The organism is Staphylospora marina (assembly GCF_003856495.1).
Classification (GTDB): domain Bacteria; phylum Bacillota; class Bacilli; order Thermoactinomycetales; family Thermoactinomycetaceae; genus Staphylospora; species Staphylospora marina.
The window spans coordinates 2,613,606-2,630,288 of sequence record NZ_CP034118.1 but is presented as its reverse complement, the minus strand read 5'-3'; the positions used below and the strand labels follow the sequence as shown (position 1 = coordinate 2,630,288).

General features: G+C 58.7%; 18 protein-coding genes. 14 read left to right on the top strand and 4 right to left on the bottom strand.

Features of this window, described 5'->3' with window-relative positions:
- Positions 1-122: 122 nt before the first annotated feature.
- From EG886_RS12935 to EG886_RS12925, 3 genes are read right to left on the bottom strand one after another with little or no spacing between them, the layout of a single operon-like run.
- The gene (locus tag EG886_RS12935) at positions 123-932 is read right to left on the bottom strand and encodes an ABC transporter ATP-binding protein (RefSeq protein WP_124728529.1); all 810 of its coding nucleotides are present in this window, start codon (positions 930-932) and stop codon (positions 123-125) included.
- 13 nt (positions 933-945) lie between these two features.
- Positions 946-1,998, bottom strand: coding sequence for a FecCD family ABC transporter permease (locus EG886_RS12930; protein WP_124728791.1), 1,053 nt, complete (start codon positions 1,996-1,998; stop codon positions 946-948).
- Positions 1,998-3,005 (bottom strand): FecCD family ABC transporter permease, encoded by a 1,008-nt coding sequence (locus EG886_RS12925; protein ID WP_124728528.1) that lies wholly within the window; start codon positions 3,003-3,005, stop codon positions 1,998-2,000. The genes EG886_RS12930 and EG886_RS12925 overlap by 1 nt, the downstream gene beginning before the upstream one ends.
- Positions 3,006-3,185: 180 nt before the next feature.
- Here EG886_RS12925 and EG886_RS12920 point away from each other — a divergent pair, with 180 nt between their 5' ends.
- The 5 genes from EG886_RS12920 to EG886_RS12900 all read left to right on the top strand — a co-directional run bounded on the left by EG886_RS12920 (position 3,186) and on the right by EG886_RS12900 (position 8,205).
- Positions 3,186-4,142: an ABC transporter substrate-binding protein gene (locus EG886_RS12920; RefSeq protein ID WP_124728790.1), complete on the top strand. Its 957-nt coding sequence runs from the start codon at positions 3,186-3,188 to the stop codon at positions 4,140-4,142.
- Between the two features lie 530 nt (positions 4,143-4,672).
- Entirely contained in the window at positions 4,673-5,161 is a 489-nt protein-coding gene (gene rpoE / locus EG886_RS12915) for a DNA-directed RNA polymerase subunit delta (protein WP_164491849.1), read from the top strand.
- 143 nt (positions 5,162-5,304) lie between these two features.
- Positions 5,305-6,924 carry a CTP synthase gene (locus EG886_RS12910; protein ID WP_124728526.1) on the top strand — a complete coding sequence of 540 codons (1,620 nt, stop codon included), beginning with the start codon at positions 5,305-5,307 and terminating at the stop codon, positions 6,922-6,924.
- A 132-nt stretch (positions 6,925-7,056) separates the two neighbouring features.
- Complete coding sequence (locus tag EG886_RS12905; protein WP_124728525.1) at positions 7,057-7,368, top strand: cytochrome C oxidase subunit IV family protein; 312 nt, start codon at positions 7,057-7,059, stop codon at positions 7,366-7,368.
- 312 nt (positions 7,369-7,680) lie between these two features.
- Positions 7,681-8,205, top strand: coding sequence for a GNAT family N-acetyltransferase (locus EG886_RS12900; protein ID WP_124728524.1), 525 nt, complete (start codon positions 7,681-7,683; stop codon positions 8,203-8,205).
- A gap of 132 nt (positions 8,206-8,337) precedes the next feature.
- Here EG886_RS12900 and EG886_RS12895 read toward each other — a convergent pair whose 3' ends face one another.
- Positions 8,338-9,249: a ketopantoate reductase family protein gene (locus tag EG886_RS12895; protein ID WP_124728523.1), complete on the bottom strand. Its 912-nt coding sequence runs from the start codon at positions 9,247-9,249 to the stop codon at positions 8,338-8,340.
- Positions 9,250-9,365: 116 nt separating this feature from the next.
- On the opposite strand from EG886_RS12895, the gene EG886_RS12890 reads away from it, so the two are divergent.
- The 9 genes from EG886_RS12890 (at position 9,366) to EG886_RS12850 (ending at position 16,667) form a co-directional block, all read left to right on the top strand.
- The gene (locus EG886_RS12890) at positions 9,366-10,487 is read left to right on the top strand and encodes an ADP-ribosylglycohydrolase family protein (RefSeq protein WP_164491848.1); all 1,122 of its coding nucleotides are present in this window, start codon (positions 9,366-9,368) and stop codon (positions 10,485-10,487) included.
- Positions 10,488-10,749: 262 nt separating this feature from the next.
- The gene (pilM, locus tag EG886_RS12885) at positions 10,750-11,748 is read left to right on the top strand and encodes a type IV pilus biogenesis protein PilM (RefSeq protein ID WP_164491847.1); all 999 of its coding nucleotides are present in this window, start codon (positions 10,750-10,752) and stop codon (positions 11,746-11,748) included.
- Positions 11,745-12,362, top strand: coding sequence for a PilN domain-containing protein (locus EG886_RS12880; RefSeq protein WP_124728520.1), 618 nt, complete (start codon positions 11,745-11,747; stop codon positions 12,360-12,362). Before pilM ends, EG886_RS12880 begins: the two co-directional genes overlap by 4 nt.
- A gap of 32 nt (positions 12,363-12,394) precedes the next feature.
- On the top strand, positions 12,395-13,039 hold the full coding sequence (locus EG886_RS12875; protein WP_124728519.1) for a hypothetical protein: 645 nt from the start codon (positions 12,395-12,397) through the stop codon (positions 13,037-13,039).
- Between the two features lie 156 nt (positions 13,040-13,195).
- Entirely contained in the window at positions 13,196-13,768 is a 573-nt protein-coding gene (kapD, locus tag EG886_RS12870; protein WP_124728789.1) for a 3'-5' exonuclease KapD, read from the top strand.
- Between the two features lie 227 nt (positions 13,769-13,995).
- Entirely contained in the window at positions 13,996-14,358 is a 363-nt protein-coding gene (locus tag EG886_RS12865) for a response regulator (protein WP_241154327.1), read from the top strand.
- 52 nt (positions 14,359-14,410) lie between these two features.
- Positions 14,411-14,788, top strand: a complete 378-nt coding sequence (gene kal / locus EG886_RS12860) for a 3-aminobutyryl-CoA ammonia lyase (RefSeq protein ID WP_124728518.1) — start codon at positions 14,411-14,413, stop codon at positions 14,786-14,788.
- 30 nt (positions 14,789-14,818) lie between these two features.
- Positions 14,819-15,631: a 3-keto-5-aminohexanoate cleavage enzyme gene (kce, locus tag EG886_RS12855; RefSeq protein WP_124728517.1), complete on the top strand. Its 813-nt coding sequence runs from the start codon at positions 14,819-14,821 to the stop codon at positions 15,629-15,631.
- Between the two features lie 181 nt (positions 15,632-15,812).
- Positions 15,813-16,667: a class II fructose-1,6-bisphosphate aldolase gene (locus EG886_RS12850; protein WP_124728516.1), complete on the top strand. Its 855-nt coding sequence runs from the start codon at positions 15,813-15,815 to the stop codon at positions 16,665-16,667.
- The last annotated feature ends 16 nt before the right edge of the window (positions 16,668-16,683 follow it).

Sequence of the window (16,683 nt, the reverse complement as noted above, 5' to 3'; positions counted from 1 at the left end):
CCGCTTCCCGTGCGTGCCATTGCTTGTGCAACGAAACAAGCGGGAAGCGGCATCCGGCGGGCGGTTGAAAAAAGTGAAGCCGACGGGAAACCCCGTCGGCTTTTTTCCACGTGGATTCCGTTTCATGAACCGGCTTGTTTCCGGGAAGGAAAGGCACGGCTGTACGGCAGGCACAGCGGCGTGCCGCAGACCGGGTCTTCAATGATACGGCAGCGGAGACCGAAAACGGTCTGGATCAGATCGGCGGTGATGACATCTTCCGGTCTCCCCTGCGCCACGGCCCCTCCGCCGTGGACGGCGATGATGTGATCGGCATAGCGGCAGGCCAGGTTCAGGTCGTGGAGCACCATCACGATCGTGCGCTTTTGCTCCCTGTTCAGTTCATGCAAAAGATCCAGAATTTCGATCTGATGGGACAGGTCCAGGTAGGTGGTCGGCTCGTCCAGCAAAATGGTTTCCGTTTCCTGGGCCAGTGTCATGGCGATCCATGCCCGCTGGCGCTGTCCGCCGGACAGGGAATCGACGGGATGCTCGGCCAGTTCGGTCATTCCGGTTGCCTGCAGGGCGTGGTTCACCGCCCGCTCGTCCGCTTCGGACCAGCTCCGGAGCAGCTGCTGGTGGGGATACCGCCCTTGTCTGACCAACTGGAGCACGGTGAGCCCTTCCGGAGCGGACGGGGACTGCGGCAGGATGGCCAGCTTTTTGGCCACTTCCCGCGTGGGCAGCCGGAAGATGTCTTGGGCGTCCAGCAGAACCGTTCCGCCGGCCGGTTTCAAAATGCGCGCCAACGACCGCAGCAGCGTCGACTTTCCCGAGCCGTTGGCACCGATCAGCACCGTGATCTTGTTTTTCGGGATGGCGAGATTCAACCCGTCAATGACGGCCTTTTCACCGTATGACAGGGTGAGCGCCCGGGTTTCCAGAGCATTCACCGCGTTTCCTCCTTTACTGGTTGCGAGTCCGGTACAAAAGCCACAGGAAATAGGGGGCACCCAGAGCGGAAGTGAAAATCCCGGCCGGTACCTCCAGCGGCGCGAACGCCGTACGGCCGATCAGATCGGCGCCCGCAGCCAGGATTCCTCCGAGCAGAGCGGCGACCGGCAGCAGCGCTCCGTGTGCCGAACCGCACAGTTTCCGGGCCATGTGCGGGGCCATCAGGCCGATGAATCCGATGTTTCCGGCGAAAGCCACGGCCGATCCGGCGAGCAGGGCGGACAAAAGAAGCAGACTGATTCGGCTTTGTTCCACCCGGATTCCGGCGCCGGTGGCCAGCTCATCTCCGAACGACAGGAGATTGAGTTTCCGGACGCCGAGAAAGAGCAGGACGAGCAACACGAGGATGACCGGTGCGGCAATGCCGACATGGGACCAGTTCGTGCCGTTGAAGCTGCCTGCCATCCAGATGTGGGCTTGCGTCGCCAGATGAAGCGGGCCGCCCAGGATGATCGTGGTGGTGATTGCCTGTGCGGCCGCCGACACTCCCACGCCGATCAGCACCAGCCGAAACGGGCGGACTCCCCGTTTCCATGCGAGGATGACGGTCAAAAGCCCTGCCAGAATCGCGCCCAGACACGCAGCGGCCGGAAGGAACCGAAGATCGACGGTCAGCGTGTTGACCCGCTCGTCTGAAAACAAGGCGAGAAACGACACGGCGGCCACTGTCGCTCCTCCGGTGATGCCCAGCACGTCGGGAGCGGCCAGCGGATTGCGAACCAACCCCTGCAGGACCGCGCCCGAACAGGCAAGGGCGGCTCCGGCGAGAAAGGCGAGCAGCACCCGGGGCATGCGGAAAGAAAAGATCACCGTTTGATGGAGTTCCGGACCGGTACCGGTCAATGCCGCCACCACTTCCGCCGGAGTGAGAAAGAGCGTTCCGGTGCCGACGCTCAGAATGAACAGAAAGATTCCCGAGAGGAGCAAAAGAAGCGAGATCCATGCCGCTTTCCGGTCCACCAGCACCGAAAACAGCGGGGTGCGCAACGGGCGATATTTTTTCATCATGCGCTCACACTCCTCCGGGCGATGACAATGAAGAACGGAACCCCCACCAAGGCCGTCATGACGCCCACCGGAACCTCTTCCGGCATGATGATGAACCGGGCGCCGATGTCGGCCGCCACCAGCAGCGAGGCCCCCAACACCATGCAAGCGGGAAGCAGCCAGCGATGATCGTTGCCGAAGAGGGCTCTTGCCAGATGGGGAACCATGATGCCGACGAATCCGATCGGACCGGCCACCGCCACGGAACCGCCGGCCAGCAGGATCACGACCGCGACCGCTGCCGTTTTGACCAGTCCCGTGCGCATGCCGAGGCTTTGGGCCACCTCATCCCCGAGCATCAGCAGGTTGAGCGGCTTTGCCAGCAGCAGTGCCCCGATCCAGCCGGCAATCATCCAGGGAATCACCGGCAAAAGCAGATCGAGACTGCGCCCCTGCACAGAGCCCACCAGCCAGAACAGGACTTCCTCCAGGGTTTTTTCATGGACGACCAGAACACCTTGGGTCAGCGATGAAAACATGGCGGTCATGGCGGCGCCGGCCAATATCAATTTGAGCGGAGTGGCGCCTTCCCTTCCCAGGCTGCCCGCGGCGAACACCGCGATGGCCGACACCGCCGCACCGAAGAAGGCGATCCACGAAAACGCCTGAAGCGAAGAAAAGGAAAAGAAGCTGACGGCGATGACGATGAAAAATGCGGCTCCCGCATTGATGCCGAACAGTCCGGGCGAGGCGAGCGGATTTCGCGTGAGCGCCTGCATCACCGCACCGGCCGTGGCAAGGGAAGCGCCGACCGCCATTCCCACCAGCGTGCGGGGAATCCGCTGATGGCGCACCACGATGTGTTCCCGGGAACCGTCGTATCCGATCAGTGCATCGACGGCCTCCCGCCACGGGATCCGGGTGTATCCGAGCATCACGCCGGCCGCAGCCAACGCCACCATCAACACGGCGACGATCAGGAGGCCGATCATCTTCCGCGGATTGGATTTGAAGTATTCTCCCATGGAACGATCCTTTCAATATAAATGATTTCTCTCATTCAAGTGTAGGAGGGCCGGCCTCATGCTGTCAATGATTATCATTATCAATCAATCGTTGACAGCGGGGGTTCCGCTGTTTTATGCTGGTAGTGGTTGCGAATGAAATTCATTATCAAGTAATCGTTGCAGGAGGTTCTGATGGTCATGTTTGGTACGCTCAGACGCTGGGGCGTCGCTGCACTGAGTGCGGTCGTGGCGATGTCGTTGGTCGCCTGCGGCAAGGCTGACGAACAGCCGAACGCAGAGTCCGGCCAGGACTCGTCCCTGACCGTTCAGCACGCCATGGGATCCACGCCGATCAAGGGAACGCCGAAACGGGTGGTCGTTCTCACCAATGAGGGAACGGAAGCCGTGCTTTCGCTCGGCGTGAAGCCGGTGGGGGCCGTCAAGTCCTGGCTCGGGGATCCGTGGTACGCCCACATCAAGGATCAGATGCAAGGCGTCGAAGTGGTGGGGACGGAAAGCGACATCAACCTGGAAGCCATTGCCGCTTTGAAGCCGGATCTGATTTTGGGAAACAAGATGCGTCAGGAAAAATGGTACAGCCAACTGAGCCAAATCGCGCCGACCGTTTTCTCCGAAACCCTGCGCGGGGATTGGAAGAAAAATTATGAGCTGTATGCCAAGGCGTTGAACAAGGAACAGGAAGGAAAGGATCTGATCGGGAAGTTTGACGCCCGCATCGAGGAGCTGAAAGGAAAATTGGGCGACAAACTGAACACCAAGGTTTCCATCGTTCGGTTCATGCCCGGCTCCGCGCGCATTTACCAGAAAGATTCCTTCTCCGGCATCATTCTGGATCAGCTGGGCTTCAAACGCACGCCTTCCCAGGACAAACCTGACTTTGCCGAGGAAGTCACCAAGGAACGCATTCCGGACATGGACGGGGACATCATCTTTTACCTGACCTATGATCCGGACAATGAAGGAAACGGCTTGAAGACCGAGCAAGAGTGGACGGCGGATCCGCTTTGGAAAAACCTCGGTGCCGTGAAGGCCGGCAAAGCGCACAAGGTGGATGACGCCATCTGGAACACGGCCGGCGGAATTCTGGCCGCTCACAAAATGCTGGATGACATCGAATCCTTCTTTCTGAAGTGATTCCTCCATCCTCCTGCACGGAAACGGGAGGCCTGCCGGACCTGCCTTGAGCCTGCGGTCCGGCGGGAAACAGGGGTCCGCAAGCGCCTGTCGTCAGCCTCGGGATCCCACAGCCGCCGCGAGGCGGTGCCGTATGTTGTCTTCACGTGAATGCATGGTCAAAAACTTCATGGAACCGGTACGGGATCTCTTTGCGCCTGCGTTCGAACGAGAGCGCACGGGAACCGCCCGGGCCGACGGGAACGCTTCCGTCGGCATTTTTTTTGGTCTCGTCATTCCTTTCCCGGATGTTGGGATTGCCGAGTTGACTTGACCCCGTTTTTGGTTAAAATAGTTGTACGAAACGGCAAGGAGATTCGGATTCCGACGCCATTTTCGTTTCGGATGATCCGCCGGCGTGATGCACGACCCCGCCCCGGACCGGTGGTCGTTTTCCGGAACCCCCTTTCGGTGCCCGGCCGGAGCGGATGCTTGACGCCGCCGGCCGGAACGCCGAATGGCTGAGACTCTTTGGAAGGATGTGGCCCTCGTTGAATGACCTGGTAATGGAAAAAATGCGCGAGACCTCGATGGTGGATCTGGCGTACGATCTTTTGAAAAATCAGGGGGAAGCCATGCGCTTCGCGGACATCATGGAGGAAGTGGCCAAATTGAAAGGCTTTTCCGACGAAGACGTGGAGCGTTACGTGGCGCAACTTTTCACCGAGTTGAACATTGACGGCCGGTTTGTCCGCGATCAGGATCGCAAATGGGGCCTGAAAGAGTGGTATTCCATGGAGGAAGTGGCCGCGTTTGCCGTGGCGGCCAACACCAAGGAAGATGACGACTTTGATTCCGTGGCGGAAGATGAAGAGTTTGATCCGTACTCCGAGGACGACGAAGAGTTCGAAGGAGACGCCGAATCCGATCTGGATGACGTCGAGTCGTTTGACTACGAGGACGAGGAAAGCGAGCCGCCGTTCGAAGATGACATGGAAGATGACAAGCTGGAAATGGACGAAGAGGACGAAGACCTTTGAACCTTGACAACCGGTGAGGTCTGGGATAGACTTTTATTTGGGCTCGTTTTGAACGGAAACACGGAGCGCCCCTGTATTCGGGGGTGCTCTTTTCTTATTTGCAACTGTTTTTGGGTATCATGGATACAGGAGGAAGATTGGAGATGGCCAAATACATTTTCGTGACCGGAGGCGTGGCTTCTTCGCTGGGGAAGGGGATCACCGCATCCGCACTCGGCCGGCTTCTGAAAAATCGGGGACTGAAAGTCACCATCCAAAAATTTGATCCTTACATCAACGTGGACCCGGGAACGATGAGTCCGTACCAGCACGGGGAAGTGTTCGTGACGGATGACGGAGCGGAGACGGACCTTGACCTCGGCCATTACGAGCGGTTCATCGACATCAATCTGAACAGAAACAGCAATGTCACCACCGGGAAGATCTACTCGGCGGTGATCAACAAAGAGCGTCGCGGAGATTATCTCGGCGGCACCGTTCAGGTGATTCCCCACATTACCAACGAAATCAAGGATCGCGTGTTCCGGGCCGCCCAGGAAACGGGAGCGGACGTCGTGATCACCGAGATCGGCGGCACCGTCGGCGACATCGAGAGCTTGCCGTTTCTGGAAGCCATCCGACAGATCAAGAGCGACGTGGGCCGCGGCAACGTCATTTACATTCACTGCACGCTGATTCCGATGATGCGGGCCAGCGGGGAACTGAAAACCAAGCCCACGCAGCACAGCGTGAAAGAGCTGCGCAGCATCGGCATTCAGCCCAATGTGATTGTCTGCCGCACCGAGTATCCGCTGTCTGAAGAGATCAAGCGCAAAATCGCCCTGTTCTGCGACATCGATTACGAAGCCGTGATTGAGGCGCGCGACGCGGAGACGCTGTACGAAGTCCCGTTGATGCTTCAGGCGGAAGGACTGGATGAGATCGTTGTGAAGCATCTCGGTCTCGAAGTGAAACCGGCCGACATGGGCGAATGGGTCAAGCTGGTGGAAAAGGTGAAAAACCTGACTCATACCACGCGCATCGCCATTGTCGGAAAATACGTGGCGTTGCCCGACGCATACATGAGCGTGGTGGAAGCGCTTCGGCATGCCGGTTTTGAATCCGACACCGAGATCGACGTAAAATGGGTCAATTCCGAAGAAGTCACCGACGAAAACGTCGAAGACCTGCTCGGGAACGTGGACGGCATTTTGGTTCCCGGCGGTTTCGGTGACCGCGGCATTGAAGGGAAATTGATCGCCACCCGGTATGCGCGCGAGAAACGGATTCCGTTTTTGGGCATCTGCCTCGGCATGCAAATGGCTTGCGTCGAAGGGGCGCGCAACCTGTTGGGGCTGAAAGACGCGCACAGCTCGGAGATCGATCCGACCACCGCGCATCCGATCATCGACCTTTTGCCGGAACAGAAAGAAATCGAGGAAATGGGCGGCACGATGCGGCTCGGTTTGTATCCCTGCAAGCTGGAAACCGGCAGCCTCGCCCATGAGGCGTACGGCACCGATCTGGTGTACGAACGTCACCGCCACCGCTATGAATTCAACAACGAATACCGGAAACAGCTGGAAAGCGTGGGCTATCGCTTCTCCGGAACGTCTCCGGACGGCAGGCTGGTCGAAATCATTGAATACAAGCATCACCCCTGGTTTGTCGCTTCGCAGTTCCATCCGGAATTCATCTCCAGACCCAACCGTCCGCAGCCGCTGTTCCGCGAATTCGTGAAAGCGGCCCTGCTCGCCCGAAAGCAGGAACATGTCCGGGTTTGAGTGACGCTTTCCCAAGGCTTCGTCACCGGCCCAAACCGGCATCATCATGCCGGTTTTTTTCTTTGAAAGAAGTCTGATGATTCTGTATAATAGAAAGTGACGGATTTTTGAACGGAATCGGGAGGGACGGGCATGGAACCGAAACCGGAACCGCGGATGACCCCGAAGGTGCGGACGCAAACGGAAAGTGCGTGGAAATATGTCTTTTCGTTTTTCTGGATGATTCTCTTCACCGCCATCTCTTTTTGGATCGTGCTGGAAGGAACACTCGGAACGGAAGCCACGTTCTGGTCCATCACCGCTCTCGCGGCCGTCCAGGTCGTTTTGCAGTTGATCACGTTCATGCACCTCGACTTTGGGAAATACCGGTTTGTGGCCATTTTTATGGCACTGGGCATCTTCATCGCCGTGGTGTCGGCGATCGGGATCGTTCTGATGCCGTGAAACGGTGGGTTCGGCCGATGACCGGGGAGCGTTGAAAAAAAGGGAAAGGTGGATCTTTATTCCGGCCGTGCGGACCGGTTTTTTTTTTGTTTTCCGGCATTTTCCCGAAAAGGCTTGCATGAGCGGAAGAAAGACGGTGCAAGCTGAGAACGACGCACACGAACAGCGCATCCGCTTCATCGGGGGTTTGTCTTCCCGGAATAAGGGAAGGGGACAAACAACCCGCCGGATGTCGGAATCCAATTTTTCGCAAGGGAGGGAGGCGGTTTCCCCGCCCGGTTGAGCATCACGCGCGGGGACCGTGCAAACCGGATGCAATTTGTCAAAGCCCGAGCCGATCAGTTGGACGAAATCGTGAACATGTATCGCCTGGCGACCCGAAAATTGAACCGTCAGGGGATCGAACAGTGGAACGAGGAGTATCCCGCACGCGAACGTCTTCGCAAAGACATCGCCAAAGGAAACATGTACCTGCTCATGGACGGGAATCAGGTGGCCGCTTCCGTGGTGCTGGATCAACACGAAGATCCCGAATACGACGAAGTGGACTGGAAAGATGAACGGGGGGAGCCTCTCGTCGTTCACCGGCTGTGCGTTCATCCCGGATGGCAGGGACGCGGGTTGTCCAAGCGGCTGCTCCGGGAAATCGAACGCATGGCGCGCCAAAAGGGGTATACCAGCATTCGCCTGGACACCATGATGAAGAATGAGCGGGCGGTGAATCTATACGATTCGCAAGGATATGAACGACGCGGAACGATTCGTCTCGCCGATTTCGGCGATGAGGAGTTCCTGACCTTTGAGAAGAAATTGGAACCTTCACGGGTTCTTCATTGATACTAGACGGAAACCGCATGAGGTGCGACAAAGGGGCTGCCGTTCCGTTCGAAACGGCAGCCCCTTTCAGGTGACCGGGCATACAGGCGCCCGGGCGGGGATGTTCCGGTTGTTCCCCCGTTCCCGGCCCGTTCATCGGGTCTGTTCATACGCCTTGAGCGAAGCGTAGACGGCCTTCAGCAGCGGGAGGTCGGTACCGGGCGGGGCCATTTCGAGCAGGCTGCCCTGGAGATGGTCCGCTTCCACCGGCAATCCCTTCTCCATGTCGCGAAGCATGGAAGATTTCATGGATTCGTTGAGGGATTCCATTTGCGCGAGAATCGTGGCGGCCAGGTCTTCCGGAAGTGACGGCTCATGGTGACGGGCCACGGCGTGGATTTCCTCCAGCAGGCGAAGATAGGTTTCCTTTCCTCCCGGCGCCTTGAGAATCGGCCCCAACGGGCTGCGCATCAGGCAGGTCATCCCGCTGAATCCGGCGATGAACGCGTATTTCATCCACATGTCCTTCATGATTTCCGTGCTCAGGCGGGATTCCATGTTCGCGCCGGCTAACAGGGCCTGGATCCGGCGGACCCGGGGAGAATCGGAACCGTCCGTCTCCCCGTACACCAGCTCATGCCTGGGGCTGTATTGCAGGACGTGCCCGTGTTTGTTCAGGGTGGCTTCCACGAAACAGAGTCCGCCGAGCACTTTTTCCGGACCGAACCATTGCTTGAGCAAATCCATGTGACGGATTCCGTTGAGCAGCGGCAACACGACGGTTCGTTCTCCCACGGCCGCACCGAGGGATTCGCGGACGTCCGGGAGATGATACGCCTTGACAGACAGGATGACCAGATCAAAGGGTTGGCGGATCTCGTCGGAAAGGACCGTTTTCACCCGCAGAAGCGCGTCCCCGTGACGGCTGCGGATCACCAGCCCTTCGCGCTGCAGTTGCGCGGCCCTGCGCGGACGGACCAGGAATGTGACGTCGGCGCCTTTTTCCGCCAGGCGACCGCCGAAATATCCCCCCACCGCACCGGCTCCGACCACCAGTGTGCGCATGATGCAAGCCTCCTTTTCGCTTCGGCTGTTCTGAACAACCGTTCCATTTGAAATTGTACCATTATTGAACAGGTGGTATCATTCGGGTTATCACATCTTTGAAGCAGGTGAGAACATTGATTGAAGAGAGAAAGCGGGGGGCCTTGCTCGGACTGGCCTGGGGAGACGTTCTCGGTTGCCCGGTGGAAGGTTGGCGCGACCGTGAAATTCGGGAAGCGTACGGGACCTATGACAGGTTGCCCGAAACGTATCCGCTTGAACGCATTCCGGAAAAGAGGAAAAAGAAGTTGCGGCCGCCGGGGCTGCATTCCGATGACACCCAGCAGGCAATGGGATTGGTGCTGACGGTTCTGTCCGGAGGGTGGAGCCTCGATCGATGGACCCGACTTCTCGTGGACGGATGGAAACGGCAAGCCTGGCGGGGAGTCGGTCGCAATTTCACCGCTGCGGTGCACCGGTTGGCGAAAGGGGAAGAGGCCCGAAGATCCGGCAGCCCTTCGGCCGGTATCGGGGCGGCGATGCGGACGGGCCCCCTGGGGGCGCTGATTTCGGACCCGGAAACCAGGTTGACGGTGGCGTTGGAATCTTCCCTGTCCACCCATTCCGACCAGCGAGCGGCCGTGTTTGCGGCCGTTGTGGCGGAGGCGGTTTCCTTGTTCATCGGGGGAAAAACGCCTTCCGAAGTGCCGGGCCTGCTGTCATCCTTCGCGAGGAAAGCGGAAGAGCGGGTCATGCAGTGGAAAGAGGCCGGATGGAACGTGGAAAACGCGGATTCCCGCCAGGTGTCCGATGCGCTCGGGGGGCTGGCCTCCGCGATCGGAGATGAACCGGAAGAGGTGCGCCGCTTGATTTCCGATTCGGCACGCCCCCATTTGGCCGAAGGGTTCATCCGTGCCCATCCCAATCAGGGCTTCGTGCTGCTCGGCGGGATTCACGCGCTCGCCATGGCCTGCCGCAGCGACATGGGGCCGAACGAAGTGTTGCTTTCCATCATTCGGGAAGGATTTGACACGGATACGGTGGCCGCCATCGCCGGATCCCTCTTGGGAGCCCGGTTCGGCACGGACTGGATTCCCGCGGACCGTCTCGCGGACGGCGAACGGATCGGGAGATATGCCGATGCGCTGATCATCGGCCAACCTTTCGAAACCGCGGAAGAGTTTTTCGTGAAAGAGGCCGGATGGACGTCAATGGAAACGCAATACCGGCGGCAACGGACATCACCGGCGGCGGGATGAGCCCGCCCCGGTTTTTGTTTTGCCCGATTTGAAAAAAGAGGGGCAAAAAACCCGGAGGAGTTTCGAATAAATAAACAGGAGCCGGCGGTTTTGTCTTCCGGCAAATTTGTGTCAACGGTGTCCGTTTCCACGGATTTCAGGTACGATATTTTCGGGAAGGTTTGAAGCATTGTTGCAAGGTAAATAAAATATAGGTACGAACTATCAAATACTTTTGATTATGCAGGGGTGGAGGATATTTCGAGCGAAGGAGTCTGGAACCATGTCAACCGTCATCGGCATCGAAATCTCCCCCTCCATGTTCAAATTGGCGGGAGTCAAGAAACGGGGAAAGAAATTGAGAGTGCACCGGATGGTGACGCATCCGTTTCCGTCCGTGTGGATGAAAAGCCCGTTCATGTTTGAAAAAGAAGAGTTTGTCCAGTGCGTGCAGGAAGCTCTCATGGCGAGAAACATTCGCGGGAGCAAGGTTCATGTGGCGATCAGCGGCAGGCACGTCGTCCTGAAGCGGGTGATGGTGCCGGAAATGAAGCCGTCCAAATATCGGGCGTTTGTTGCCGAACATGTTCTTCCCCTGTTGGACCTTCCGTTCGAAGATCCTCTGTTTGACATCCAGCCGGTCGGGGAGGTCTGGTTCGATGATGACCCGCAGGAATTGCTGGTGGCGCTGGTTCCCCGAAAATACGTGGAATCCCTGACGGCCTGCCTGCGGTATTGCGGACTGGATCCGGTGAAAGTGGATCTCGCCCCGTTGGCCCTGTATCGCTGGGTGGATGTGGCGCGGGGAGTGCGCACGCCGCGATCCCTGTTTCTCGGGATCAGCAAGTCGGAGGTGGAAATCAGCCGCTTCACGGACGGTGTGCTCAAAGATGTGCGCGTCGTTTCCCTGGACATGGCCGCTTTCAGGAAAGAGGAGGATCGTCCCCGTCCGGATCCCCTGATCCCGATTCTCGGGGAAGGCGAAGAAGTGGAGGCCTACGGCCGTTCGTTGCTGGATGCCGTGATGGGCGGCATCGACGAGTGGGAGCGGGATGCCTGGACGCGCAGCGGAACGGAATGGTTCCTCTCCGGAGAAGGGATCGATCTGTACAAATTGGAAAAAGCCCTGAAGCGTGCGGCCGCTCTCCCGGTGAGCGTGGCACCGCCGGCGGAACCGTACATGAGCGAAAGGCTGCGCGAAAAAGCGTCGCGTTGGGTCGGTGCATCCTTTTCGGTTGCTTTGGGACTGGCCCTCAACGGGAAGGAGGAGGAGCTCAGGTGAATTTTCTTCCTCCCCGTCCGCCGGGTGAGCGGTATTTTGCCGTTTGGTTCACTTTTTTGCTGCTTGTGTCGGCTGCGGGGGCTCTGGGGCTTTTTTTGATGAAGGATCGGATGGACGAGCGGTTGGCGGTCGTCCGCGCGGAAACGGCCCGGTCCAGGGAGACGTTCAAGAAGGTCATGGATCGGAAGAACGCCGAAGAACGGCTGAACCGGGAACACCGCTCCCAATGGAAGTACCGGGATGTCACGGATCAACTCAACAGCGCCCGGACCGACTGGAAAAAGATCATCGAATGGACGGAAACCGCATTGCCTGCGGGAGCCCGCTTGTTTCATCTCAACGGGGCGGGAAACCGCCTGGAAGCGGCGGGACTGTTTCCGGACATGCACAGCGCGGCCGAATTTGTGAAGCGGCTCGCGGATGAGCAATCCGGGATTGAAGAGGCATGGATTGATTGCGCCGGGTCCGGTTGCGCGACCGTGCCGCCCGAATTGTCCGGGGAGCAGGCCGGGAAAACGGTGATCCGATTTCACATCACCGTCCGCACGGAGAAAGGAGGGGAAGGATCATCCGACGCCCGGTCACAAGACGGTGGAGATCCTCAAGGACTCTGATCGCTCTCGGCTTGGTCGGAGTGGCCGGTTGGTTGACGATATTGGCCACGGTGATCCGACCGGTCTGGATGGAATTGGAATCTCTTGCGCAGGAAAAGCGTTCGCTTCAAACCAATTTGCGCCGGTATGCCTCGTATGCCGATGCGACATACATCCCGCCTTCTCCGCCGTCCGGAGCGGAACTGGAGGAGCGGGACAAACGGGTTCCGGTCAACCGGAACGGCCCCGAAGTGGTGGTGGCGTTTGAGGAGGCCGCTTCCCGTGCCGGCGTCACGATCCGGTCCGTCGAACGGATCGGGGATCCGTCCAAGCTCCCTCTCCGCGTGTCGGGAGAGGAAGAGTCCGCCGCGGAGGAGGCCGCCGAAACAAAATGGCGCCAAGCGCTCGGTGTGCCCGCCGATCCGGCACTCAAAGCCACCTGGTACAAGTTGGACGCGGATGTGCCGAGAGAAAAACTGGCTTCATTCATGGATGAACTGGAAAAAGGGGAGAGACTCGTCACCGTGGCGGGCTGGGATTATGTTTGGGGCGATGCCGCCTCCCCGGGGACGCTCGCGGTCTATGTGATCGTTTGGCATTACCTGGATCCGGGATTGAACGTCGGGAATCCGGCCCGTCTTCCTCCCACCGGTCCTGAACCGGCACCGGCGGGGGTCATTGTTCCCTTCCAATACTGAAAATTGGTACGATTTTCGGTCGACCGCGCATCTTCGGTCCAGTCTGCCGGGGCGGGAATCCCCTCCCTCCGGGCGGCCGGACCCAAAAGCACGGATCTTGCAGGGAAAGGCGGAACCCACGTGAGTCATTATCTGTTCATCGACTTTGAATTCACGATGCCGGAAGCGGGGGAAAATGCCCGCGGGTTTTTTGCGGAAATCATTGAAGCGGGTGTGGTGTCGGTCCGGAACGGACAGCGGGAAGCGTCATTCGGGACGTTTGTGCGTCCGGAAGTGAATCCGGTCCTGACCGAACGATGCAAGGAGTTCCTCGGGATCACCCAGGAAGACGTTGACGGAGGCATTGCTTTTGCCGATCTGCTGAAGCGGCTGAGGGAGTGGACCGGTCCCGACACGCGCGTGGTGACATGGGGGAACATGGACCTGCACGTGCTTCGCAAAATGTGCGAGCGGGTGGAGGAATCCTTTCCTTTTCATGATGACGGGATCGACCTGTCGATGGAATACAAGCGATTTTACGGCGACCGCAACCAGACGGGACTGATGAAGGCGCTCAGCCTGTACGGCCGCGAGTGCGACCGGCGGCATCACCGGGCACTGGATGATGCCATGACCACCTTCGAGATCTTCCAGCTGCTGGAGAAGGACCGGTCCTGGCTGACCAAGCCGGAGGGAAACCGGATCGGTGATTTGATCGATCTGTCGAAGCTGAAGGAAGGCCTGGCCTGAAACAAACGTCGGAAGGACAAAAGTCATGCCGTGCCGAAGGGATTCATGCCGGGCCCCGACCATGCCGTCGGGGACGGCATCCGTCCGTGTCACGGGAATCCCGGTCCGCTGAACGGAATTGATTTTTTCGCGTTCCGGCAGGAAAAAGGCATGCCGGTCAGTAAATATAGTCCTAACGACGTTTGACTTTCGGCGGACGGTCCGTTGTGCGGGAGGTTCGATGGATCATGGCAAAAAAGATCTTGATCGTGGACGACCAGTATGGCATCCGTTTGCTGCTGAAAGAGGTCTTCTCGAAGGACGACATCGAAGTCTTTCAGGCCTCAAACGGAAAACAGGCACTGGAGATGATCCGGACCCAGCAGCCGGATCTGATCCTGTTGGACATGAAGATGCCGGGGATGGACGGGCTTGAGCTTCTGAGGCGACTCCGCCGGTTCGACGTCCGGACAAAAGTGATCATGATGACCGCTTACGGCGAACTGGACATGGTGGCCGAGGCGAAAAGCCTGGGGGCACTCACGCATTTCACCAAGCCGTTTGACATCGAAGATCTCCGCCAGGCAGTGATCCGCCATCTCGCGTCGTGACTTGTTTCCGTTCCTTCAGCAGGACAGATCAACAAGAGGAGCGATTGAACCGATGGTCGAAGCCAAAATCCGCATTCGCATGAGCCAGTCAGACGCCCATTACGGAGGCAATCTGGTGGATGGAGCAAGAATCCTTTCCCTGTTCGGGGATGTCGCCACCGAGATTCTGATTCGACATGACGGTGACGAAGGTTTGTTTGTTGCTTATGATCTCGTCGAATTCAAGGCACCCGTTCATGCCGGTGACTATATCGAGGCGGTGGGACGGCTTGAAAAAGTCGGGAACACCAGCCGTCGCATCGTCTTTGAAGCATACAAGACGATCGAAGCGGGCATCGACCCTGCCCGGCCGTGGAAAGCCCGTGTCCTGGAAGAGCCCCTCCTGGTCGCTCGGGCATCGGGTACCTGCGTGGTGCCGAAAGGTCGCTGAGGCGGCGTTTTTTTGTGAGGAGGAACCGAAATGGACAAGTTGATCATCACGGCAGCGTTGGTGGGGGCCGAGGTCACCCGTGAAGACACTCCCTGGCTTCCGGTCACCCCCGAGGAGATCGCCGAAGCCGCCATGGAGGCGAGGGAAGCGGGGGCGGCCATCGCCCACATCCATGTGCGTGACGATGCGGGGAATCCCACCCAGGATCGCGAGGTATACCGCCGGGCCATTGAATTGATTCGCAGGAAGACGGACATCATCATCCAGGTGTCCACGGGCGGAGCGGTGGGAATGAGCGCCGAAGAACGGCTTCAGCCCGTGTCGCTCAAGCCGGAGATGGCCTCGCTCACCACGGGAACGGTCAACTTCGGCAACGGGGTGTTCATGAATCCCCCGGACATGATTGAACGGTTTGCGGAGGAATTCGAACGGTACAACGTGGCCCCCGAATTTGAAATCTTCGAAGCGGGAATGGTGGAAAACGCGCTCAGGCTTGTCAGAAAGGGATATTTCAAGGACAGGCACCTGCATTTTGATTTCGTGATGGGGGTGCCCGGAGGAATTCCCGCCACCGCCGATCATTTGCTTCATCTGGTGCGGCAACTTCCGCCGGGTGCCACCTGGACCGTGGCGGGCGTGGGACGTCACCAGCTGCCGATGTCCGCGCTCGGCATCGTGCTGGGCGGTCACGTTCGGGTGGGGCTGGAAGACAACATTTATTACCGGAAGGGCGAGTTGGCCACGAACGCACAGCTGGTCAGGCGCGTGGTTCGCATTGCCCGGGAAATGGAGCGGGAAGTGGCCACCCCCGATGAAGCCCGGAAGATGCTCGGGCTCGTCTGAGGGCGGAACGTCGGGGGCGCCGGTCAGGTCGGAACGGATCCGGCCGACCGGCTTTTTTCATCGGCCGGCGGCGGCATCCGTCTTGGGTTCGGCGTTCCCCCTCGCACAGGCGGCAGGATTTTGTTATCATTAAGCCGTAAAACAGAAGTCCCTGTACAGAAGCGAAAAAGGAGGCCCTTGTATGCCGCTTGTTTCCATGAACGCATTTTTGCCTCGCGCCAAAAAAGAAGGCTTTGCCGTCGGGCAATTCAATATGAATAACCTGGAATATGTGCAAGCCATCATCGAGGCCGCGAAGGAAGAACGTTCCCCGCTCATTTTCGGCGCAAGCGAAGGCGCCATCAAGTACATGGGTCTGAACAACGTGGTGGCTCTCGCCAAAGTGGCCGCACGTGAATCCGGCCTTCCGGTGGCGCTTCACCTTGACCACGGCAGCAGTTTCGAAATGGTCATGAAGTGCATTCGCGCCGGATTTTCTTCCGTCATGTTTGACGGTTCGCACTATCCGTTCGAAGAAAACATCCGCCTGACCAAAAAGGTGGTGGAAGCCGCCCATGCCGTCGGGGTTTCCGTCGAGGGCGAGCTGGGAACCATCGGAGGCGTGGAGGACGACCTGAACGTGGCGGAAGAAGACGCCATGCTGGCCGATCCGGATGAAGCGATCCGCTTCTGGGAAGAAACCCGTGTCGACGCCCTGGCGATCGCGGTGGGCACCGCTCACGGCATGTACAAGGGCGAACCGAAAATCCGCTTTGACATCATTGAAAAAGTGGCGAAAAACATCGAGGCGCCGATCGTGCTGCACGGCGGTTCCGGCGTGCCGGACGAGTCGATCCGGAAAGCGGTTTCACTCGGCGTCGGCAAGATCAACGTGAACACCGAAAACCAGGTGGCACAAACGAATGTGGTTCGCGAGCTGCTGGCCAAAAATCCGGACATGATCGATCCTCGGAAATATCTGGGTCCGGCCCGCGAAGCCATCAAGGAAGTCGTCAAGGGCAAAATGCGCCTGTTCGGAAGCTCGGGCAAGGCCTGATCGCCGTCTGATGACC